Below are 20,645 nucleotides of genomic sequence, written 5' to 3'. Positions count from 1 at the left end.
ACCGACCAACGCCGACTGTTCTGGCGTCCCTCGGGCTGTATACTTGCGCTCTATTTGAGGAGCGCTCCATGGTCGAAGATGTTGAACTGAACCGCCTCTACTGGCACAGCCGCCGCGGCATGCTGGAACTGGACGTGTTGCTGGTGCCATTCGTGAAAGAAGTCTATCCGCATCTGAACGATGTTGATCGTGCCTGCTACGTCCGGCTGCTCGAGTGTGAAGATCAGGACATGTTCGGCTGGTTCATGGAGCGCTCCGAATCCGAAGATCCCGAGCTGCAACGCATGGTCCGCATGATCCTGGATCGTGTCCAACCCAAGTAACACCTTCGAATGCCGCTGGCAGCCTTCCAGGCAATTGCTGGCGGCCTATCTCCTGGCCCAGCTGTTCGCGCTGGGCGCCTTGCTGATGCTCGATATTCCGCTCTGGGCTCGTCTGCTCGGGGTTCTCTTGTGCCTGGGCCACGGAGCCTGGGCGTTGCCGCGGCGGATTCTGCTGAATCATCCCTCGGCTTTCAGCGGTCTGCGCCGTAATGCCGATGGCTGGCAGCTGTGGTGCGCCGGGCAGGGCTGGCGGCCGGTGCAATTGCGCCCCGACAGTCTGGCGCTGCCGTTACTGGTGGTATTGCGTTTTCGCCTGCCGGGCGAGCGCTGGGTGAGGTCGGTCTGTGTGCCGCGGGACGCGCAGGCGGCCGATGTGCATCGGCGCCTGCGCGTGCGGCTCAAGTTCAGTCGCCGTAGGTGGGCGGCACCAGAATAGTGTCCAGCGCTTCGGGCAGCAGGTTCGGGTAGTCGAGGGTGTAGTGCAGGCCCCGGCTTTCCTTGCGTTCCATGGCCGAGCGAATCATCAGCTCGGCGACCTGGGCCAGGTTGCGCAGCTCGATCAGGTCACGGCTGACCTTGTAGTTGCTGTAGAACTCATCGATTTCGTCCAGCAGCAGGCGCACCCGGTGCTGGGCCCGTTGCAGGCGCTTGTTGGTGCGCACGATGCCGACATAGTCCCACATGAATCGCCGCAGTTCGTCCCAGTTGTGCGCAATGATCACGTCCTCGTCAGAGTCGGTGACCTGGCTGGCGTCCCAGGCGGGCAGGGCGATCGGAATGGCGATCTGCGGCAGTTGCTCGAGAATGTCGGCTGCCGCGGAACGGGCATAGACGAAGCATTCCAATAACGAGTTGCTGGCCATACGGTTGGCGCCGTGCAGGCCGGTAAAGCTGGTTTCGCCGATGGCATACAGGCCCGGAACGTCGGTGCGGCCCTGTTGGTCGACCATCACCCCGCCGCAGGTGTAGTGCGCGGCCGGTACCACCGGGATTGGCTGCTTGGTGATGTCGATGGAGAATTCCAGGCAGCGCTCGTACACGGTCGGGAAGTGACTCTTGATAAAGGCTTCCGGTTTGTGGCTGATGTCCAGGTACACGCAATCGATACCCAGGCGCTTCATTTCATGGTCGATGGCCCGGGCGACGATATCCCGCGGCGCCAGCTCGGCGCGCGGATCGAAACGCGGCATGAAGCGTTCGCCGTTGGGCAGCTTCAGGATCGCCCCCTCGCCGCGCAGGGCTTCGGTGATCAGGAAGCTCTTGGCCTGCGGATGATAGAGGCAGGTTGGGTGGAACTGGTTGAACTCCAGGTTGGCCACCCGGCAGCCCGAACGCCAGGCCATGGCGATGCCATCGCCACAGGCGCCATCGGGGTTGCTGGTATAGAGGTAGACCTTGGCGGCACCGCCGGAAGCGAGGATGACAAAACGCGCGCCGTAGGTATCGACTTCGCCCGTGGCGCGGTTGAGTACATAGGCGCCGAGGCAGCGATCGCCTTCCAGTCCCAGGCGTTTTTCGGTAATCAGATCGACGGCGACCCGCTGTTCCAGCAGCTCGATATTCGGGCGTTTCCGGGCCTGGTCCAGCAATGTCGTGAAGATGGCCGCGCCGGTGGCATCGGCGGCATGGATGATGCGGCGATGGCTGTGGCCACCTTCGCGGGTCAGGTGGAATTCGAAACCGCCATCTTCATTGCCCGATTGCTCGTCACGGGTGAAGGGCACACCCTGATCGATCAGCCATTGAATGGCCTCGCGGCTATGCTCGACGGTGAATCGCACCGCATCTTCATGGCACAGGCCGCCACCGGCATTGAGGGTGTCGTCGACGTGGGATTCGACGGTGTCGGTGTCGTCCAGCACGGCCGCGACGCCACCCTGGGCCCAATAGGTCGAGCCATTGGCGAGATCGCCCTTGCTCAATACGGCAATGCGCAGATGACCGGGCAAGGTCAGCGCAAGGCTCAAACCGGCAGCGCCGCTGCCTATCACCAGAACATCGTGTTGAAACTGTTGGCTCATTGGAGGATTCCGCTCAAAAGCGACCCGGGTCGGGGTTGGCGCGAGACGCCTGGATCGGCGAGTCAAAGCAGCCATGCAGCCCACTAGTATATAGAGGGGGGGATCGGCACAATAGCGGTGCCTTCGTGGCATTATGAAATTATGGGCGCGGGAAAGGCTGCTTTCAGAGGTTATGGCGGGTGGCTCGATTTGTTGCGAGCTGGCGACTGTATCGAAGATGTAGCAACCTTTTTCTCTTCATGGTTACACAATGTTCGCTCCGCACGGCTATAAAGATTGGGAACTTTTGATACGGCCCTAAACTCAATAGAAGGTTGCCTGATAGAAGGGACAGCGTCGGTTTTCATGCAGGACTTGTGTTGTGGTCTTGCAGCTCGATTCGACGACAGGATTATTCGCGCAGCCGGCCTTGCCCGCGCTGCGTTTTTCGTGCGTGCCAAAGTCAGAGCCCGCAGGAAACTTGCTTGGAGGGGGAGAACTTTTGCGAAAAGCCCGAGTCTATGTTTGCAAGCTTGATCGTTTAGTTATGCAAGCCTCCTCCGAGCTTATCGAGGAGTGTTCATGCTAACCCAGGAAGAGGATCAGCAGCTGGTCGAGCGCGTTCAGCGCGGCGACAAGCGAGCTTTCGATCTGCTAGTGCTGAAATACCAGCACAAAATTCTCGGGTTGATCGTGCGTTTCGTGCACGACACCCATGAAGCCCAGGATGTTGCACAAGAAGCCTTTATCAAGGCTTACCGTGCGCTTGGTAATTTCCGCGGTGACAGTGCGTTTTATACGTGGCTGTATCGTATCGCCATCAACACGGCGAAAAACTATCTGGTTTCACGCGGCCGTCGGCCGCCGGATAGCGATGTCAGTTCCGAGGATGCGGAGTTCTACGATGGCGATCATGGCCTCAAGGATCTCGAATCGCCGGAGCGCGCATTGCTGCGGGATGAGATCGAAGGCACCGTCCATCGAACCATTCAGCAACTGCCGGAAGATTTGCGTACGGCTTTAACTTTACGTGAATTCGATGGTCTGAGTTACGAGGACATTGCCAGTGTCATGCAATGTCCGGTGGGTACCGTGCGCTCCCGGATTTTCCGCGCTCGGGAGGCCATCGATAAAGCCCTGCAGCCGTTGTTGCAGGAAACCTGAGACAGCGGCGACAGCCAAGAGAGGAACCGCCATGAGTCGTGAAGCCCTGCAGGAATCGCTGTCCGCGGTGATGGATAACGAAGCGGACGAACTGGAATTACGTCGGGTATTGAATGCCGTCGACGAAGTGGAAACCCGTGAGACCTGGGCTCGTTACCAGATCGCCCGGGCGGCCATGCACAAGGAATTGCTGCTTCCGCGTCTGGACATCGCCGCGGCCGTTTCTGCTGCGCTGGCTGACGAAGCCGTACCGGCCAAGGCCGCTCGTGGTCCATGGCGCAGCCTGGGTCGCCTGGCTGTTGCCGCGTCGGTGACCGTTGCCGTATTGGCGGGTGTTCGCCTGTACAACCAGGACGAGATCGCAGGTGTCGAACTGGCACAGCAATCGAACCAGCCAACCCTGGCTGCTCCTCAAGTAAAAGGCCCAGCTGTATTGGCCGGCTACAATGAGAGTTCGGAAGCCACTGGCCCTATGGCCAACGGCGTATTGCAAGGTCAGCCGGGCTGGCACGATCAGCGTCTGCCAAGCTACCTGCGTCAGCATGCTCAACAAGCTGCACTGAAGGGCACTGAAAGCGCTCTGCCTTATGCTCGTGCGGCGAGCCTGGAAAACCGTTAAGGAGGATCATGCGCGCCATCCCTCTACTCTCGCTTCTGCTCAGCGGCTGGTTCATTGTTCCAGCCCACGCCGACGACGCTCAGGATTGGTTGAAACGTCTTGGGCAAGCCGAACAGCAGCAAAGCTTCCAGGGTACTTTCGTCTACGAGCGTAACGGTAGTTTTTCTACCCATAACATCTGGCATCGCGTCCAGGATGGTCAGGTCCGCGAGCGGCTGATTCAGCTCGACGGTTCCGCTCAAGAGGTTGTGCGTGTTGATGGGCGTACCCAATGTGTCAGCGGTACGCTGGTGGCTGGACTGGGGGATGCCCCCAACGCTTCGGCCCACTCACTCGATCCAGAAAAGCTCAAGAATTGGTACGACCTTGCCGTCATCGGCAAGTCGCGTGTGGCTGGGCGTGCGGCGGTCATCGTTTCCCTGACCCCGCGGGACCAGCACCGTTATGGTTTTGAATTGCATCTGGACCGCGAGACGGGCCTGCCGCTGAAATCGTTGCTGTTGAACGATAAGGGGCAGTTGCTCGAGCGCTTCCAGTTCACTCGCCTGGATACGGTGGATATACCGAAGGACAGCGAGCTGCAGGCCAGCCCCGAATGCAAGGCTGTGGCCCTGGACAGCGACAAGGCTTCCGCGGTGAAAGCTGCGCAGACCTGGCACTCGGACTGGCTGCCGCCAGGCTTCGAGTTGACCAGCAGCAGTGCGCGCAAGGATCCCGACACCAAGACCATGGTCAACAGCCTGATGTATGACGATGGTCTGGCCCGCTTCTCGGTGTTCCTCGAACCGCTCAATGGTGCGACGGTGACTGACACCCGCACTCAACTGGGCCCGACCGTGGCGGTCTCCCGACGCCTGACCACGCCAGAAGGCGAGATGATGGTGACGGTGGTGGGCGAGATACCGATCGGCACCGCCGAACGGATCGCCTTGTCGATGCGTACCGACGTCGCTGCGCCTAAGGCGCAGTGAGTATCAGCCTCAGGTGTTCATCGAGCGTTAATGTTGGTTGTGTAAGAGGTCTGCAATGCCAGCTCTGCAATCGAGATATCTAAATGTTCGGTGAACATTTTCATTTGCAAAACCTCCTGTTTTTTCTTATAGGTCAGAGCCACTAGGTTCTGGCCTTGTTTGTCGTTTCCGGGACAAAAGTACTGCGCGAGTCGCTTGGTATTTCTTGTTCCCTATCGCTTAACCACGCTCGTTGCAATGGGAGCCGTATGTCGATACCACGTTTGAAATCCTATCTTTCCATTTTCGCTACTGTGCTGGTGCTCGGTCAGGCCGTCAGCGCGCAGGCGGCGGACTTGCCCGACTTCACGCAACTGGTCGAGCAGGCATCGCCTGCCGTGGTCAACATCAGTACCACGCAGAAGCTCCCGGACCGCAAGGTTTCTGCCCAGATGCCGGACCTCGAAGGCTTGCCGCCGATGCTGCGCGAGTTTTTCGAGCGTGGCATGCCGCCGCAGCCGCGTTCGCCACGGGGCGATCGCCAGCGTGAAGCCCAGTCCCTGGGTTCTGGCTTCATCATTTCGTCGGACGGTTACATCCTGACCAACAACCATGTGATTGCCGACGCGGATGAAATCCTTGTCCGTCTGGCCGATCGCAGCGAACTGAAAGCCAAGCTGATCGGCACCGATCCACGCTCCGACGTGGCATTGCTGAAAATCGATGGCAAGGACCTGCCGGTGCTGAAACTGGGCAAATCCCAGGACCTGAAGGCCGGTCAGTGGGTCGTGGCCATCGGTTCGCCGTTCGGTTTCGACCACACCGTGACCCAGGGCATCGTCAGTGCCATCGGCCGTAGCCTGCCGAACGAAAACTACGTGCCGTTCATCCAGACCGACGTGCCGATCAACCCGGGCAACTCTGGTGGTCCGCTGTTCAACCTGGCGGGTGAAGTCGTAGGTATCAACTCGCAGATCTACACCCGTTCCGGTGGTTTCATGGGCGTGTCCTTCGCTATCCCGATCGATGTCGCCATGGACGTTTCCAACCAGCTGAAAGCCGGTGGCAAAGTCAGCCGCGGCTGGCTGGGCGTGGTCATCCAGGAAGTGAACAAGGACCTGGCGGAATCCTTCGGCCTGGAGAAACCGGCCGGTGCGCTGGTGGCGCAGATCCAGGACGACGGCCCGGCGGCCAAGGGCGGCCTGCAGGTGGGTGATGTGATCCTGAGCATGAACGGTCAACCGATCATCATGTCGGCGGACCTGCCGCATCTGGTGGGCGCCCTCAAGGCGGGCGCGAAAGCCAACTTGGAAGTGATTCGTGACGGCAAGCGCAAGAACGTCGAATTGACCGTTGGTGCGATTCCGGACGAAGACAAGACCCTGGACGTCATTGGCAAGTCCGGTGCCGAGCGCAGCAGCAACCGTCTGGGTGTTGCGGTGGTTGAGCTGACCGATGAGCAGAAGAAAACCTACGACCTCAAGGGTGGTGTGGTGATCAAGGAAGTTCAGGACGGCCCAGCCGCGTTGATTGGCCTGCAGCCGGGCGATGTGATCACTCACCTGAACAATCAGGCGATCACTTCGACCAAGAACTTCACTGAAATCGCCCAGGCACTGCCGAAGAACCGTTCGGTCTCGATGCGGGTTCTGCGTCAGGGACGTGCCAGCTTCATTACCTTCAAGCTGGCCGAGTAATCCGCCTGGCGGGTTGATCGCGCAATAAAAAGCCCGCCTCGAAAGGGGCGGGCTTTTTTGTGGGCGCCGGTTGGGTTCAGCGCATCATGTCCTTGACCATCTGCTCCTGGTCCATCAGCTCGCGCTGGCGGGCGTCGATCCGCGAAGACAGGGGGAAGTTGCTGCCGGCGCGACGTTTGGCGAAGTCCAGCTGCTGGATCGCCTGGCGATAGTCGCCGACCAGGGCAAAGTATTCGGCCCGCGCCTGATGCAGGCCGATGATATTGCCGGACAGGCCACGGGTTTCCGCCACCGAGTACCAGACGTCCGGATCGTCGGAACGGGTCTTGAGCAGGCTTTCCAGGGCCTTTTCGGCGTCCGCCGGGCGATTCTGCTTGAGCAGCAGATCGACCCTGACCTGGTTCAGTGGATAGTTGCCCGGGTACTGCGCAAGCATCTTGTCCACCCGGGCCTGGGCGTCGGAAAAGCGGCTGGTGGCGGTATCCAGGTCGATCTGGGCCAGGTTGTAAGTGATGTCGTTCGGCTGCTTGGCCAGCAGCTGCTTGAGGTTTTCCCGGGCATCGTTGAACTGGCTGCCCTTGATCTGGGCGATGGCGAGGCCGTAGCGGGCGATATCGTTTTTCGGGTTTTCGTCGAGCTGGGCGCGGAAACGCTTGGCGCCCATGCCGGGAGATTCTTCATAGATCAACTGCACCCGTGCGCGAATCAACTGATAGCGCAGACTGTCTTCCTTGCCCCCGGCCTTGGCCTGTTCGGCGCGGTTGCGGGTGTCGGCGATCCGCGATTCGGTGACCGGGTGAGTCAGCAGGAACTCCGGCGGCTTGGCGTCGAAGCGGTACTGACGCATCAGGCGCTCGAACATGGTCGGCATGGAGCGCGGGTCATAACCGGCCTTTTCCAGGTTGAGGATGCCGATGCGGTCGGCTTCCTGCTCGTTCTGCCGGGAGAAGCGCCGTTGTTCCTGGATGGCCGCGGCCTGGGTGCCGGCAATGGCGGCGATCCCGGCGTCGCCACCGCCTGCCGCGGCGATCACGATACCGGCCAGCAGGGCGGCCATCATCGGCACCTGCATACGTTGCGAGGCCTCGACGCCACGGGCGAAATGGCGTTGCGACAAGTGCGCCAATTCGTGAGCCAGCACCGAGGCATATTCGCCTTCGGTCTGGGCATTGAGGAACAGTCCGCCGTTGACCCCGACAATCCCGCCGGGAGCGGCAAAGGCGTTGAGCTGCGGGCTGTTGATCAGGATGAATTCGAGGCGCCGGTCATTGACCTGGCTGGTCTCGACCAGCTTGTAGACGCTGGTTTCGACGTAATCCTTGAGTTGCGGGTCGTTGAGTTGCGAAACCTGGCTGCGCAGCAGTGCCAGCCAGGCGCGGCCCAGTTGGTGTTCCTGTTGGGGCGAGACAATGGCAGAACTGGCATCACCGAGTGACGGCAGGTCGTCGGCGAAGCCTGGTGAGGCGAGCAGGCAAGCGAGCGTCAGCAGGGTAGGGCGCAAAAAAGTCATGCACAAAGCCTTAGTCGACAAAGAGTCTACTGTAGCCGGACACCAGGCCTTGGACCAGATATTCTAGGCATCTCGACGACCCTCCCGGAGTGACGCAATGACTGATGCTGTAGCCCACGACGCCGAGCTCGATGCCAGCGGACTGAACTGCCCGCTGCCGCTGCTCAAGGCCAAGATGGAACTCAATCGCCTGGCCAGCGGCGCGGTGCTCAAGGTGATCGCCACGGATGCCGGTTCCCAGCGCGATTTTCGCACCTTTGCCCGTTTGGCCGGTCATACCCTGCTTCGCGAGGAAGACGAAGCCGGAGTCTATCGTTACTGGCTGAAGAAGGCCTGAATCGCCCCGGAAATCATCGCGCCTCTGTTTAAGGATCATTGATGTTCAAAGTGTTACGCGACTGGATTCAGCGCTACTTCTCCGATGAAGAGGCTGTGGTACTGGCCGTTCTGTTGTTCCTGGCCTTCACTGCGGTGCTGACCCTGGGCGGCATGCTCGCGCCGGTATTGGCGGGGATGGTGCTGGCTTACCTGATGCAGGGGCTGGTGCTCACGCTGGAGCGCTGGCGTTTGCCAGGCGGGGCAGCGGTGGGCCTGGTCTTTGCCTTGTTCATGGGGCTGCTGCTGGTGTTCATCGTGGTCGTCGTGCCGCTGCTGTGGCACCAGTTGATCACCTTGTTCAACGAGCTGCCGGGAATGCTCGCCAAGTGGCAATCGCTGCTTCTGCTGTTGCCGGAGCGTTATCCGCACCTGGTGTCCGACGAGCAGGTGCTGCAGGCGATCGAGGTGGCGCGCGGCGAGATCGGCAAGTTCGGCCAGTGGGCGCTGACCTTTTCGCTGTCCAGCCTGCCGCTGTTGGTCAATATCATGATCTATCTGGTGCTGGTGCCGATCCTGGTGTTTTTCTTCCTCAAGGACCGGGCGATGATCAGCCAGTGGGTGCGCGGCTACCTGCCGCGGGAGCGGGCCCTGATCACCCGGGTGGGCCAGGAAATGAACCGGCAGATCGCCAACTACATCCGTGGCAAGGTGATCGAGATCGTCATTTGCGGTGGAGTGACCTACATCGCCTTCGTGGCCTTGGGGCTGAACTACGCGGCCCTGCTGGCATTGCTGGTGGGGATTTCGGTGGTGGTGCCCTACGTCGGGGCGGTGGTGGTGACCGTACCCGTGGCGCTGATCGCCTTGTTCCAGTGGGGCTGGAGTGATCAGTTCATCTACCTGATGGCGGTCTACGGGATCATTCAGACCCTGGACGGCAACGTGCTGGTGCCACTGCTGTTCTCCGAGGCGGTGAACCTGCATCCGGTGGCCATCATCTGTGCGGTGCTGCTGTTTGGCGGGCTGTGGGGCTTCTGGGGGGTGTTTTTCGCGATTCCCCTGGCCACCCTGTTCAAGGCGGTACTGGATGCCTGGCCGCGCAAGGAGCCGGTCGTGGCGCCTTTGCTGTAGAACGGCTCTGTTCTGGAAATGAAAAGGGGGAGACTGAATCAGCCGCCCCCTTTTTAGTAGGTTGTCCCGCTCAGGCCTTGTTCAGCGCCTGCGCGGCGGCCAGTACCGCGTCCACGTGGCCCGGTACTTTCACACCACGCCATTCCTGACGCAGCACGCCGTCCTTGTCGATCAGGAAGGTGCTGCGGTCGACGCCCATGTATTCCTTGCCGTAGAGCTTCTTCAGCTTGATCACGTCGAACAGCTGGCAGACGGCTTCGTCCTTGTCGCTGATCAGCTCGAAGGGGAACTCCTGCTTGCACTTGAAGTTCTCGTGGGACTTCAGGCCATCGCGGGAGATGCCGAACACCTCGGTGTTGGCGGCCTTGAACGCGGCGTATTGATCGCGAAAGCCCTGGCCTTCGGTGGTGCAGCCCGGGGTGCTGTCCTTCGGATAGAAGTAGATCACCACCTGCTTGCCCTTGAGCGCGGCGAGGCTGACGCTCTGACCACTGGTGGCCGGGGCTTCGAAGTTGGCGACAGGTTGGTCGATGGCAACGGCCATTGGGGCTTTCCTTACATTGGGTTCTGTGGGCGCCAGGGTTCGATCAACGCATCGAGATTCATGGCGTCGGCGAAGTCCAGGAACTGATCGCGCAGCCAGCTGATCTGGGTGCCGGCCGGCAAGGTCACGGTAAAGGTGGCGTTGAGCATGGTGCCGCCGGTCTGTGGGGCCTGATAGGTATCGCAGGTCAGGTTTTCCAGCTCGACATGGTGGTCGATGAAGAACTGGCACAGTTCGTTGACGATGTCCGGGCGGTAGGCGGCGCTGACGTAAGCCACATAAGGCAGGGCCTGCGGGCGGTTTTCCAGGGCCGCGCTGCGTACCACGTTGACGGTGAAGGCGTATTTCTTCGCCAGCGATGGCAGGCCGGCCTCCAGGCGCGCCAGGGCATCCCAGCTGCCGGAAACCTCCAGGATCAGCGCGCTGCACTCGCCGTGGCGGGTCAGGCGGGAGGTCACCACGGCGCAGCGGTTTTCATGGCTGGCGCGGCACAGGACGTTGGTCAGCTCCATGGGGTTGGCGCCGAGGGCACTGATGACAAGGAATTGTTCGCGGACTGTGGGGGTGGACATGCAGCATTCCTAAAGCGATGAGCGGTCGATACTTTTTGCAGGCACGAGTACTGGGTAAACGTCCGGATGCGGTTTCAGAAGCCCTGAACCGCCAGGTTGCGGCGAGCTCCATAAAGGCGAGAGCGAAGGGCGGCAACGCGGGATTGGGGCTTCGGATGCCGAAAAGGGAGGCTGGAACCCGGCGTACAAGCTTAGCAGTACCGATCAAAGTCTGAAGGGTAGCGAAATACATCGCTCAGGGGAATGCTCGCAGCGCGGTACTTCGCTTGTACAAGCATCTTGGCGCCAGTACCATTACCGCTCTCTTTTTCCGGCAGGAGCGGTTGCATGATTGCGGGCAGTATGGTGGCACTGGTCACACCCATGGATGCACAGGGTCGTCTCGACTGGGACAGCCTGAGCAAACTGGTGGACTTCCACCTGCAAGAGGGCACCAACGCCATTGTGGCGGTCGGCACTACAGGTGAGTCGGCCACCCTCGATGTGAACGAACACATCGAAGTGATTCGTCGCGTGGTCGCTCAGGTTGCAGGGCGCATCCCGGTGATCGCCGGTACCGGCGCGAACTCGACACGCGAAGCGATCGAGCTGACCACCAACGCGAAGATCGCCGGTGCCGACGCGTGCCTGCTGGTGACCCCTTATTACAACAAGCCGACGCAAGAAGGCCTGTATCAGCATTTCCGCGCCATTGCCGAAGCCGTCGATATCCCGCAGATCCTCTATAACGTGCCGGGCCGCACCGCTTGCGACATGCAGGCCGAGACCGTGATCCGCCTGTCGACCGTGCCGAACATCATCGGCATCAAGGAAGCCACCGGCGACCTGCAGCGAGCCAAGGACATCCTGGCCGGCGTGAGCAGCGATTTCCTGGTGTACTCCGGCGATGACGCAACCGCCGTCGAACTGATCCTGCTGGGCGGCAAGGGCAATATTTCGGTGACCGCCAACGTGGCGCCAAAAGCCATGAGCGAGATGTGCGCCGCCGCGATGCGTGGCGATGCCGCCACCGCCCGGGCGATCCACGAGAAGCTGATGCCGCTCAACAAGACTCTGTTTATCGAATCCAACCCTATTCCCGTGAAATGGGCCCTGTGCGAGATGGGCTTGATGGCGAACGGTATCCGTTTGCCACTCACCTGGCTCAGTGCTGCCTGTCACGAACCGCTGCGGCAGGCCATGCGCCAGTCCGGCGTATTGGTTTAATTGAGGAAGTACTACGCATGAAGCGATTGGCCGGACTTTCCGCACTTGCCTTGATTATCTCCAGCACCAGTGGCTGCGGTTGGATCTGGGGGCCGGAAGGCTACTTCCGTGACCGCGGCAGCGATTACCTGCAAGCGCAACAGACCGCACCGATGCAACTGCCGTCGGATGTCAGCACCTCCAAACGCCTTGATCCGCTGCTGCCGATTCCGCGCAACGTGGCCGACGACACCGTCAAGGGCGAATACATCGTGCCGCGTCCGCAGCCGCTGGGCTCGGTGGCCGATGCCAGCGACTACACCCTGCAGAAGAGCGGCGATGCACGTTGGGTCATGGCCCAGCACGCCCCGGCCGAAGTCTGGCCGGTGGCCATGCAGTTCTTCCAGGACAACGGTTTCCGTATTGACGAGCAACGCCCGCAAACCGGCGAGTTCACCACCGCCTGGCAGCGTTCCGACGAACTCTCCGCGTCCATGGCCAAGCGCCTGGGCAGCGTAGGTTCGGCCGATAACGAAACCCGCGTGCGGGTGCGTATCGAACCAGGCGTGCAGCGCAATACCAGTGAAGTCTACGTGGTCAGCGCCGAGCGTCCTGTCGGCAGCACGTCCAACGTCGATTTCACCAACCGCTCGGTCAACACCAGCCTGGATGCCGCGCTGGTCGACGAAATGCTCGCCAGCATGAGCCGCAGCGCCGAGAAGGGTGGTTCGGTGTCCCTGCTGGCCGCGCGTGATTTCGATACCCCTAGCCGCGTCAGCCTCACCGAAGACGGCAGCGGCAACGTGGTGCTCAACCTTGGCGAAGACCTCGACCGCGCCTGGTCGAGCGTCGGCCGCGCCCTGGAGCAGGGCGAGTGGCGCGTTGAAGACATCAACCGCAGCCTGGGCCTGTACTACATCAACCTGGCGGAAAAAGCCGAGAAGAAAAACGACGAGCCGGGCTTCTTCGGCAAGTTGTTCGGCAGCGCACCAGCCAAGGAAGAAATCGAAGCCCGCGCCGAGCGTTATCAGGTTCGCCTGAGCAAGGTGGGCGACAACGTCCAGGTCACCGTCGAGAAGGACATCAACACCGTTGCTCCGCCTGAAGTGGCGCGCAAAGTGTTGACTGTGATTCAGGACAACCTGGGCTGATCCGATGCGTTTCGCCGTTCTCGGCAGTGGTAGTCAAGGGAATGGCACGCTGATAGCCAGTGACGACACCTACGTCCTGGTGGATTGTGGTTTCTCCTTGCGCGAAACCGAGCGGCGCCTGCTGCGCCTGGGGGTAGCCCCCGCGCAGCTGAGCGCGATTCTGGTAACCCACGAACATGCCGACCACGTGCATGGCGTGGGTTTGCTGTCTCGGCGCTACAATTTACCGGTCTACCTCAGTCGCGGCACGTTGCGCGGGATGCGCAAGCCGGTGGAGGCCGCGGGTTTTCTCGCCGGAGGCGAGACGCTTCAGGTCGGTGCCTTGAGCATCGACGTGACACGCGTCGCCCACGATGCGCTGGAACCCGTGCAGTACGTGTTCAGTGACGGTCAGCGGCGTTTCGGCCTGCTGACCGACCTGGGTTCCTACTGCGACAGGGTGATCGACCGCTATCGCGGGCTGGATGCCTTGATGATCGAGGCCAATCACTGCCGCGACATGCTGGCCCGAGGTTACTACCCGTATTTCCTCAAGCAGCGGGTCGGTGGGGAAATGGGACATTTGAACAACCACCAGGCCGCAAGCCTGGTGGCCGAGTTGGGCTGGCAGGACCTGCAGCATCTGGTACTGGCCCATCTCAGCAGCAAGAACAACCTGCCGCAGCTGGCCCGGCAATGTTTTGTCGACACCCTCGGGTGCGACCCGGACTGGCTGCAACTGGCCGATCAAGATTCAGGGCTCGACTGGCGACACATCGCCTAGCCCACCTACTTAGCAAGCGGAGCCCATCATGGAAAAACGTGAAGAACTCTACCGTGGCAAAGCCAAATCGGTTTACAAGACCGACGACGCCGACCGCCTGGTCCTGCTGTTTCGCAACGACACCTCGGCGTTCGACGGCAAGCGTATCGAGCAGCTCGATCGCAAAGGCATGGTGAACAACAAGTTCAACGCCTTCATCATGCAGAAGCTCGAAGAGGCCGGCGTGCCGACCCAATTCGACAAACTGCTGGGCGACAACGAGTGCCTGGTGAAGAAGCTGGACATGATCCCGGTCGAGTGCGTCGTGCGCAACTACGCCGCCGGCAGCCTGGTCAAGCGCCTGGGTGTGGAAGAGGGCCTGAAACTCAACCCTTACACCTTCGAACTGTTCCTGAAGGACGACGCCAAGGGCGACCCGTTCATCAACGAATCCCACGTCGTGGCGTTCGGCTGGGGCACCGCCGAGCAACTGGCGCGGATGAAAGAGCTGTCGCTCAAGGTTAACGAGGTCCTGAGCAAGCTGTTCGACGACGCCGGCCTGCTGCTGGTGGACTTCAAGCTGGAGTTCGGCGTATTCCACGGCCAGATCGTCCTGGGCGACGAGTTCAGCCCGGATGGCTGCCGCCTGTGGGACAAGGAAACCCGCAAGAAGATGGACAAGGACCGCTTCCGTCAGGGCCTCGGTGATGTGATCGAAGCCTACGAAGAAGTCGCAAACCGTCTGGGCGTACCGCTGTAATCGACGCAACCGACTGATAGCACGGAAAAAATTTGCTCGAAGGGTTTCGCTTCGGGCAAAGGTGCTGTTATGATGCGCGCCGTTGGAGAGATGCCAGAGTGGCCGAATGGGACGGATTCGAAATCCGTTGTACCTTCGCGGGTACCTAGGGTTCGAATCCCTATCTCTCCGCCATTATTGAAGTAGCCGAAGCCCCTGAAAACGTTAAAGTTTTCAGGGGCTTCGTCGTTTCTGGCCGCTTTTTTATTCCCCGTTTGTTCCCCCCATTTGGATTTCGAGGGAGCCACTCGATTCACATCGAGCATACTCACCCTCCCAGTCAGCTCCAGCCCAACGCATCACGCCGTCAGCGTATGGTCGGCCTCCCCGAACCAGGTGCGCACCAGATCGGGGGCGGACGTGGCAGTGTGGTCAAGCGTCGCCACATCGACGAAGTGCTTGCCATTGTTGGCGCCATCGGGGTCCACCTGCACAGTGATGTCGCTGCCGGATTGGGCCAGTTGGACAAAGTCGGCCACCTGGCTGGTGCCGCTGACGAAGTTGGCGTTGAGCAGCGTGGAGAGGTCGAGGGCGTCACCTTCGGCGAAGTTGTAGTCGAGGATGTGGTCGCCGCCTTCATTCGCGTTGAGGTAGGCGAACACGTCGGCTCCCGCGCCGCCGCTGAGGCTGTCCTCGCCGTCACGACCGACGATGATGTCGTTGCCGTCGCCGCCACTGAGGGTGTCGGCGAGCATGCTGCCCACCAGGGTGTCGCTGGATTGGCCGTGGTAACTGACTTGGGTGCCGGCTTCGCCACTGTCGCTGACCTGGAAGTCATTCGCCGAGTAGTGCCCCAGCAGGTTCACCTCGGCTCGATGTGCACCGTCGTCCACCGTCAGCAGGCCGCCGGCGCCAGAGGCATTGGCGGTGTAGTTGAGCTGGGTGTTGGCGCCGAAAGCGAGATCGCCGAACGTCAGCAAGTCATCGCTCTCAAGGCCGAGGATGCCGACCAGCGAGCCCGCCGCTTCAGCCTGGGCGATCACCAGCGAGCCCGCGCCTTCGCCGTGGAAGGCGACGGAGGTGTGTGCTGCACCGGCAAAGGTCAGGCTGGCATCGCCGTCGATGGTCGCACTGCCATTGCCGGTCACGTCGGCCAGCAGGTGCAGGTCGCCACCATTGGCCCACAGATGGCCGGTGTTTTCGACCGCGCTGGCCACTGTCATGCCGCCTGTGCCGGTGGACTCCAGCACACCGCTGTTGGTGATGGTGTGGGTGCCGGTGTCGAGTACCAGACTGTTCAAACCGCTGGCCAGGATCAGCCCCGCGTTGGCCAGGATCATTTGCCCGGCACCCAACTGGCCGGCGCCGGAAATGCGGTTGTCGACATTGGTCAGCACGGTGTCGGCGCTGCCGCCGAAAATCACGTTTTGCGCGTTGTCCGATAGCAGCACCTGGCCGCCACCGGTCAAGGTCGCGCCACGGAACAGAATCTCCAGGCTGGTCTCGTTGCCGGCGGAGCCGAGCTCGATGGTGCCGCTGTTATGGATGCCGCCACCGAACGGCATGATCGCGCCGTCGGCAATGCTGAGGGTGCCGCTGTTGTGGGTGAGCGGGTCGACATCGAACTGGAAGTTCGCTTCGCCCAGGTCCGCCGCATCGACACCTCTCAGGGTGACTGTCTGGCCGGAACCGATGCTGACCAGGGCATTGCCGTTCGCGTCGTTGGTGATGCTCAAGTCAGCGAAGGCGGTGACGCCTGTGAAGCCGATCAAGTCGACCTTGTCCGCCGCGACATCGAAGTCGTAGATCTGGTTGTTACCGATCGGCTGGGCGAAGACGAACGTGTCGGCACCGGACGAGCCGGTCAGGTTGTCGTCAGCGGACAAGGCGAAGATCGGCGAGCCGGGGGCATAGACTTCGACGTTGTTGAACACGTAGGCGCTTGCGGTGCTGCCGTCACTGGTGCTCCAGTACAGGTTGATATCAAGCACCAATGCACCCGCGAAGTCGCTTGGGGTGGTCAGGGTCAAGGCGCCGGGATCGTTGGTCTGCACGGTCCAGGTGCCGTCGCCATTGTCGGTTCCGGCATTGAACACCCACCCCGAAGGAACGCCGCTGATGGCCACCGTTACCGGGCCGCTGATCTCGGTCAGTGGAACGTTGAGGGCCAGATTGATGGGTTCGCCGGCAACGCCTGCTGGAAGGTTCGCACTGCTCCCGGCAGCCCCGGGATTACCCGCCAGGTCGGTGTAGCTGTTCGCGGCAACGTCGACTTTCACGCTACCGCTCAGCGTTCTGGTCAGCGTCGCGGTGTAGGTGTCGCCATCGACCTGGGTAAAGTTGCTGAAGGTTGCGCGGGGCGTTCCGCTCGTTTTAGTCACCGAGACATCCGCAAGGTTGAAACCGCTCACTGTCTCACTGAACTGGAATGTGACCGTCGACGTTGAGCCAACCGAATTGCCTAAGGCCGTCCCCGTGATTGTCACCGTCGGCGGCACGCTATCGACTGGCGTCTCGACGACGTTCTGCACGTTTACCGTAATGGTCTGCGTGTCGGTGCCGCCATTGCCGTCGGCCACCTGAACGTCCACAACGTAGGCGTTGTCGCCGTCGGTACCACCGATATCCTGGGCATTCTCGTAATCGGGCGCGGAATTGAACGTCAGCACTCCGCTCGCACTGATCGAGAATTTGCCGAAGTCCGTCCCGGCCGTATTCAGGATCGAGTAGCTCAGCGTCTGCGCTGGTAGATCTGCATCGGTCGCCACCACTGTCGTGACTGCGGTGCTGTTCTCCGCCACATTGACTGAAGCCGTCGTACCACCGCCGTTGGAGGTGATCACCGGGCTGTTGTCGTTGACGCCTGTCACGGCGACCGCGATCGCCTGGTCGTCAAACAGCGTGCCGTCCGATGCCCGCACAATCACGTCATAGACATTGTTCGTTCCCGAATCCGTCGGCGCTTCAAAGTTGGGTGCAGAGATAAAGCTCAGCGCTCCTGTGTCTGAAGCAATCGAGAACTTCGCGGCGTCCGCTCCGCCGACGATGCTGTAGCTCAGCGTTTGCGCCGGCAGATCAACATCGGTCGCCGTCACCGTGGTGACTGCCGTGGTGTTCTCCGCCACGCTGACCGAAGCCGTCGTGCCACCGCCGTTGGAGGTGATAGTCGGCAAGTCGTTGCTGCCGGCGATATGCACGGTGACCGAAGTGAGGGTGCCGTCGGCACTGCTCACGGCGAAGGTGTCGGTGTAGGTGGTGCCGGCGGCGAACTCGTTGTGGGCAGAGTCGGCGACGTAGGTCCAGGCACCGCCGGTGCCGATGGAGAACTTGCCGTAGTTGCCAGCGGTGTTGGTTTGGGCGGCGAAGGTTGCGGCGCTGTCGACGTCACTGATGGTCAGGGTGCCGGCGGTGGAGATGTCGACGGCGGCATTGGTCTCGGTGAGGTTGGCGATGTCAGCGGACTGCACGGCCGCATCATTGGTGCCGAGGATATGCACGGTGACTGAAGTGAGGGTGCCGTCGGCGCTGCTCACCGCGAAGGTGTCGGTGTAGGTGGTGCCGGCGGCGAACTCGTTGTGGGCGGAGTCGGCGACGTAGGTCCAGGCACCGCCGGTGCCGATGGAGAACTTGCCGTAGTTGCCAGCGGTGTTGGTTTGGGCGACGAAGGTTGCGGCGCTGTCGATGTCGCTGATGGTCAGGGTGCCGGCGGTGGAGATGTCGGCGGCGGCATTGGTTTCGGTCAGGTTGGCGATGTCGGCGGACAGCACGGCCGCATCATTGGTGCCGAGGATATGCACAGTGACCGAAGTGAGGGTGCCGTCGGCGCTGCTCACGGCGAAGGTGTCGGTGTAGGTGGTGCCGGCGGTGAACTCGTTGTGTGCGGAGTCGGCGACGTAGGTCCAGGCACCGCCGGTGCCGATGGAGAATTTTCCGTAGCTGCCGGCGGTGTCGGTTTGGGCCTGGAAGCTTTCCGGGCTGTCGATATCGCTGACAGTCAGGCTACCGCCGGTGGTCAGCGGAGCATTGGTTTCGCTCAGCGTGACGCTGGCCGAGGACAGCACGGCGGCGTCGTTGGTACCGGTGACAGTGACGGTCACCAGCTGGGTATCCACGCCGCCCAGACCGTCGCTGACCTGTACGCTGAATACCTCATCATGACTTTCGCCCGCCTTCAGCGACTGCACCGCACTGGCAACGCCATCGCTGCCGTTGGCCAGGGTGTAAGTCCACTGGCCAGTGCTATCCACGGCAATTGAGCCATAGCTGCCGGTATTGGGTCCGGCGATGCCCCAGGTCGCCGTAGCATCGTGATCGATATCGGCCGAACTGAACTGGCCGCTGACGCTGAGGATGGAATCCTCTTGCACGGTGCCGGCATCGTTGCCTGTCGTGAAGCTGAGCACCGGTGCGTCGTTGTTGCCGGTGACGGTGACAGTCGCCAGTTGGGTATCCACACCGCCCAGGCCATCGCTGACCTGCACGCTGAACACTTCGTCATGACTCTCGCCCGCCTTCAGCGATTGCACCGCACCAGCGACACCATCAGTGCCGTTGGCCAGGGTGTAGGTCCACTGGCCGGTGCTGTCCACGGCGATCGAGCCGTAGCTGCCAGTTGGCGAGCCATTGATGCTCCAGGTGGCGGTCGCATCGTGGTCGATGTCGGCGGAGCTGAATTGGCCGCTGACGCTGAGGGTGGTGTCTTCCTGCACGGCACCGAGATCATTGTCCGTTGCGAAGCTGAGCACCGGTGCATCATTGCTGCCGGTGACGGTGATGGTCACCTGCTGGGTATCCACGCCGCCGAGACCATCACTGACCTGGACGCTGAATACTTCGTCGTGGCTTTCGCCGGCCTTCAGCGATTGCACCGCACTGGCGACACCGTCGCTGCCGTTAGCCAGGGTGTAGGTCCATTGGCCGGTGCTGTCGACGGCGATCGAGCCATAGCTGCCGGTATTGGACCCGGCGATGCTCCAGGTGGCCGTAGCATCGTGGTCGATGTCGGTCGAGCTGAACTGACCGCTGACGCTAAGGGTGGTGTCTTCCTGCACGGCGCCGGCATCGTTGCCGATGGCGAAGCTGAGCACGGGCGCGTCGTTGCTGCCGGTGACAGTAACGGTCACCAGTTGGGTATCCATGCCGCCCAGGCCATCGCTGACCTGCATACTGAACACCTCATCATGACTCTCACCCGCCTTCAACGACTGCACGGCACTGGCAATGCCATCGGTGCCGTTGGCCAGGGTGTAAGTCCACTGGCCAGTGCTATCCACGGCAATTGAGCCATAGCTGCCGGTATTGGACCCGGTGATGCTCCAGGTGGCCGTGGCAGCGTGATCGATGTCGGTCGAGCTGAACTGACCGCTGACGCTGAGGGTGGTGTCTTCCTGCACGGCACCGAGATCATTGCCGGTAGCGAAGCTGAGTACCGGCGCGTCGTTGCTGCCGGTAATGGTGATGCTGACGGTCTGTGTCGCCGAGGCAGCGTTAGCTGTGCCACTGTCATCGGTGGCGATCACCGTGTACGAGAAGGTGATGGTTTCACCGGCGCCGAGGAAGTCGAGGTTCTGGCTGCTGCTGTAGTCCCAGCTGTCCTGATCGACCGAGAAGCCGGCGACCAGTGCCGAAGCCACGCCCGCATTGAGCGTGCCGCCACTCCAGGCGATGTCGCTGTTGGCGGTGTGCGATACGGTCACCATGTCGGTGCTGTCCAGATCGGCAAAGCTTAGGGCGCCGCTGTCGCTCAATGTGGCCGCAGCGTTACCTTCGTTCATCGCGCCGGTGGTGTCGGCAATCGTCAGGGTTGGTTGATCGTTGGTGCCGGTGAGGGTAATGGTCACGGTCTGTGTCGCCGAGGCAGCGTTAGCTGTGCCACTGTCATCGGTGGCAACCACCGTGTACGAGAAGGTGATGGTTTCATCGGCGCCGAGGAAGTCGAGGTTCTGGCTGCTGCTGTAGTCCCAGCTGTCCTGATCGACCGAGAAGCCGGCGACCAGTGCC

At 61.4% G+C, this 20,645-nt stretch carries 17 protein-coding genes and 1 tRNA gene; 13 read left to right on the top strand and 5 right to left on the bottom strand.

Going from position 1 to position 20,645, the window contains the following annotated elements; translation table 11 throughout:
* Window positions 1-68: 68 nt before the first annotated feature.
* Together ACTJKT_RS23825 and ACTJKT_RS23820 are read left to right on the top strand one after the other, a co-directional pair.
* Entirely contained in the window at window positions 69-323 is a 255-nt protein-coding gene (locus ACTJKT_RS23825; RefSeq protein ID WP_007930227.1) for an FAD assembly factor SdhE, read from the top strand.
* A complete protein-coding gene (locus tag ACTJKT_RS23820; protein ID WP_440788793.1) occupies window positions 307-759 on the top strand; it encodes a protein YgfX in 453 nt (150 codons plus the stop codon). Before ACTJKT_RS23825 ends, ACTJKT_RS23820 begins: the two co-directional genes overlap by 17 nt.
* On the opposite strand, the gene nadB is transcribed toward ACTJKT_RS23820, so the two are convergent.
* Window positions 728-2,344, bottom strand: a complete 1,617-nt coding sequence (gene nadB, locus ACTJKT_RS23815) for an L-aspartate oxidase (protein ID WP_440788792.1) — start codon at window positions 2,342-2,344, stop codon at window positions 728-730. The two genes, ACTJKT_RS23820 and nadB, sit on opposite strands and share 32 nt — an antisense overlap.
* Before the next feature lie 561 nt (window positions 2,345-2,905).
* On the opposite strand from nadB, the gene rpoE reads away from it, so the two are divergent.
* The 4 genes from rpoE to ACTJKT_RS23795 all read left to right on the top strand — a co-directional run bounded on the left by rpoE (window position 2,906) and on the right by ACTJKT_RS23795 (window position 6,753).
* On the top strand, window positions 2,906-3,487 hold the full coding sequence (gene rpoE / locus ACTJKT_RS23810) for an RNA polymerase sigma factor RpoE (protein WP_007930230.1): 582 nt from the start codon (window positions 2,906-2,908) through the stop codon (window positions 3,485-3,487).
* A gap of 31 nt (window positions 3,488-3,518) precedes the next feature.
* Entirely contained in the window at window positions 3,519-4,106 is a 588-nt protein-coding gene (locus ACTJKT_RS23805; protein ID WP_097302347.1) for a sigma-E factor negative regulatory protein, read from the top strand.
* Between the two features lie 8 nt (window positions 4,107-4,114).
* Window positions 4,115-5,077: a MucB/RseB C-terminal domain-containing protein gene (locus tag ACTJKT_RS23800; protein ID WP_440788791.1), complete on the top strand. Its 963-nt coding sequence runs from the start codon at window positions 4,115-4,117 to the stop codon at window positions 5,075-5,077.
* A 248-nt stretch (window positions 5,078-5,325) separates the two neighbouring features.
* Window positions 5,326-6,753 carry a DegQ family serine endoprotease gene (locus ACTJKT_RS23795; RefSeq protein WP_025805021.1) on the top strand — a complete coding sequence of 476 codons (1,428 nt, stop codon included), beginning with the start codon at window positions 5,326-5,328 and terminating at the stop codon, window positions 6,751-6,753.
* A gap of 76 nt (window positions 6,754-6,829) precedes the next feature.
* Here ACTJKT_RS23795 and ACTJKT_RS23790 read toward each other — a convergent pair whose 3' ends face one another.
* Entirely contained in the window at window positions 6,830-8,263 is a 1,434-nt protein-coding gene (locus tag ACTJKT_RS23790) for a M48 family metalloprotease (protein ID WP_007930234.1), read from the bottom strand.
* Between the two features lie 97 nt (window positions 8,264-8,360).
* Between ACTJKT_RS23790 and ACTJKT_RS23785 the strand changes: the two genes are divergently transcribed.
* Both ACTJKT_RS23785 and ACTJKT_RS23780 read left to right on the top strand, forming a co-directional pair.
* A complete protein-coding gene (locus tag ACTJKT_RS23785) occupies window positions 8,361-8,600 on the top strand; it encodes a sulfurtransferase TusA family protein (RefSeq protein WP_007930235.1) in 240 nt (79 codons plus the stop codon).
* Between the two features lie 41 nt (window positions 8,601-8,641).
* On the top strand, window positions 8,642-9,712 hold the full coding sequence (locus tag ACTJKT_RS23780; protein ID WP_097302348.1) for an AI-2E family transporter: 1,071 nt from the start codon (window positions 8,642-8,644) through the stop codon (window positions 9,710-9,712).
* Window positions 9,713-9,782: 70 nt separating this feature from the next.
* Here ACTJKT_RS23780 and ACTJKT_RS23775 read toward each other — a convergent pair whose 3' ends face one another.
* Together ACTJKT_RS23775 and ACTJKT_RS23770 are read right to left on the bottom strand one after the other, a co-directional pair.
* Complete coding sequence (locus ACTJKT_RS23775) at window positions 9,783-10,256, bottom strand: peroxiredoxin (RefSeq protein ID WP_440788790.1); 474 nt, start codon at window positions 10,254-10,256, stop codon at window positions 9,783-9,785.
* An 11-nt stretch (window positions 10,257-10,267) separates the two neighbouring features.
* Window positions 10,268-10,828: a glycine cleavage system protein R gene (locus tag ACTJKT_RS23770; protein WP_440788789.1), complete on the bottom strand. Its 561-nt coding sequence runs from the start codon at window positions 10,826-10,828 to the stop codon at window positions 10,268-10,270.
* Window positions 10,829-11,155: 327 nt separating this feature from the next.
* Here ACTJKT_RS23770 and dapA point away from each other — a divergent pair, with 327 nt between their 5' ends.
* From dapA to ACTJKT_RS23745, 5 genes are all read left to right on the top strand, one after another.
* Entirely contained in the window at window positions 11,156-12,034 is an 879-nt protein-coding gene (gene dapA, locus ACTJKT_RS23765; RefSeq protein ID WP_009042590.1) for a 4-hydroxy-tetrahydrodipicolinate synthase, read from the top strand.
* A gap of 17 nt (window positions 12,035-12,051) precedes the next feature.
* Window positions 12,052-13,164 (top strand): outer membrane protein assembly factor BamC, encoded by a 1,113-nt coding sequence (gene bamC, locus ACTJKT_RS23760; protein ID WP_007930240.1) that lies wholly within the window; start codon window positions 12,052-12,054, stop codon window positions 13,162-13,164.
* A 4-nt stretch (window positions 13,165-13,168) separates the two neighbouring features.
* Complete coding sequence (locus ACTJKT_RS23755; protein WP_097302350.1) at window positions 13,169-13,927, top strand: MBL fold metallo-hydrolase; 759 nt, start codon at window positions 13,169-13,171, stop codon at window positions 13,925-13,927.
* A gap of 28 nt (window positions 13,928-13,955) precedes the next feature.
* Window positions 13,956-14,666 (top strand): phosphoribosylaminoimidazolesuccinocarboxamide synthase, encoded by a 711-nt coding sequence (gene purC, locus ACTJKT_RS23750; RefSeq protein ID WP_007930242.1) that lies wholly within the window; start codon window positions 13,956-13,958, stop codon window positions 14,664-14,666.
* Window positions 14,667-14,750: 84 nt separating this feature from the next.
* Window positions 14,751-14,840, top strand: a tRNA-Ser gene (locus ACTJKT_RS23745).
* A gap of 164 nt (window positions 14,841-15,004) precedes the next feature.
* On the opposite strand, the gene ACTJKT_RS23740 is transcribed toward ACTJKT_RS23745, so the two are convergent.
* Window positions 15,005-20,645 (bottom strand): VCBS domain-containing protein (locus ACTJKT_RS23740; RefSeq protein ID WP_440788788.1); only part of this gene is annotated, 5,641 nt, incomplete at its 5' end.

Origin of the sequence: Pseudomonas sp. 22526 (assembly GCF_052044735.1) — a bacterium.
In the GTDB taxonomy this organism is placed as follows: domain Bacteria; phylum Pseudomonadota; class Gammaproteobacteria; order Pseudomonadales; family Pseudomonadaceae; genus Aquipseudomonas; species Aquipseudomonas piscium.
Note: the sequence above shows the minus strand (reverse complement) of the source record. Positions and strands in the feature narration are given on the sequence as shown.

Excerpts from the sequence above, each read along its gene's own strand:
- ACTJKT_RS23800 (WP_440788791.1), top strand. The coding sequence starts at position 4,115 with ATGCGCGCCATCCCTCTACTCTCGCTTCTGCTCAGCGGCTGGTTCATT.
- purC (WP_007930242.1), top strand. The coding sequence starts at position 13,956 with ATGGAAAAACGTGAAGAACTCTACCGTGGCAAAGCCAAATCGGTTTAC.
- ACTJKT_RS23775 (WP_440788790.1), bottom strand. The coding sequence starts at position 10,256 with ATGGCCGTTGCCATCGACCAACCTGTCGCCAACTTCGAAGCCCCGGCC.
- ACTJKT_RS23790 (WP_007930234.1), bottom strand. The coding sequence starts at position 8,263 with ATGACTTTTTTGCGCCCTACCCTGCTGACGCTCGCTTGCCTGCTCGCC.
- ACTJKT_RS23805 (WP_097302347.1), top strand. The coding sequence starts at position 3,519 with ATGAGTCGTGAAGCCCTGCAGGAATCGCTGTCCGCGGTGATGGATAAC.
- dapA (WP_009042590.1), top strand. The coding sequence starts at position 11,156 with ATGATTGCGGGCAGTATGGTGGCACTGGTCACACCCATGGATGCACAG.
- ACTJKT_RS23785 (WP_007930235.1), top strand. The coding sequence starts at position 8,361 with ATGACTGATGCTGTAGCCCACGACGCCGAGCTCGATGCCAGCGGACTG.
- rpoE (WP_007930230.1), top strand. The coding sequence starts at position 2,906 with ATGCTAACCCAGGAAGAGGATCAGCAGCTGGTCGAGCGCGTTCAGCGC.
- ACTJKT_RS23795 (WP_025805021.1), top strand. The coding sequence starts at position 5,326 with ATGTCGATACCACGTTTGAAATCCTATCTTTCCATTTTCGCTACTGTG.
- ACTJKT_RS23780 (WP_097302348.1), top strand. The coding sequence starts at position 8,642 with ATGTTCAAAGTGTTACGCGACTGGATTCAGCGCTACTTCTCCGATGAA.
- nadB (WP_440788792.1), bottom strand. The coding sequence starts at position 2,344 with ATGAGCCAACAGTTTCAACACGATGTTCTGGTGATAGGCAGCGGCGCT.
- bamC (WP_007930240.1), top strand. The coding sequence starts at position 12,052 with ATGAAGCGATTGGCCGGACTTTCCGCACTTGCCTTGATTATCTCCAGC.
- ACTJKT_RS23825 (WP_007930227.1), top strand. The coding sequence starts at position 69 with ATGGTCGAAGATGTTGAACTGAACCGCCTCTACTGGCACAGCCGCCGC.
- ACTJKT_RS23770 (WP_440788789.1), bottom strand. The coding sequence starts at position 10,828 with ATGTCCACCCCCACAGTCCGCGAACAATTCCTTGTCATCAGTGCCCTC.
- ACTJKT_RS23755 (WP_097302350.1), top strand. The coding sequence starts at position 13,169 with ATGCGTTTCGCCGTTCTCGGCAGTGGTAGTCAAGGGAATGGCACGCTG.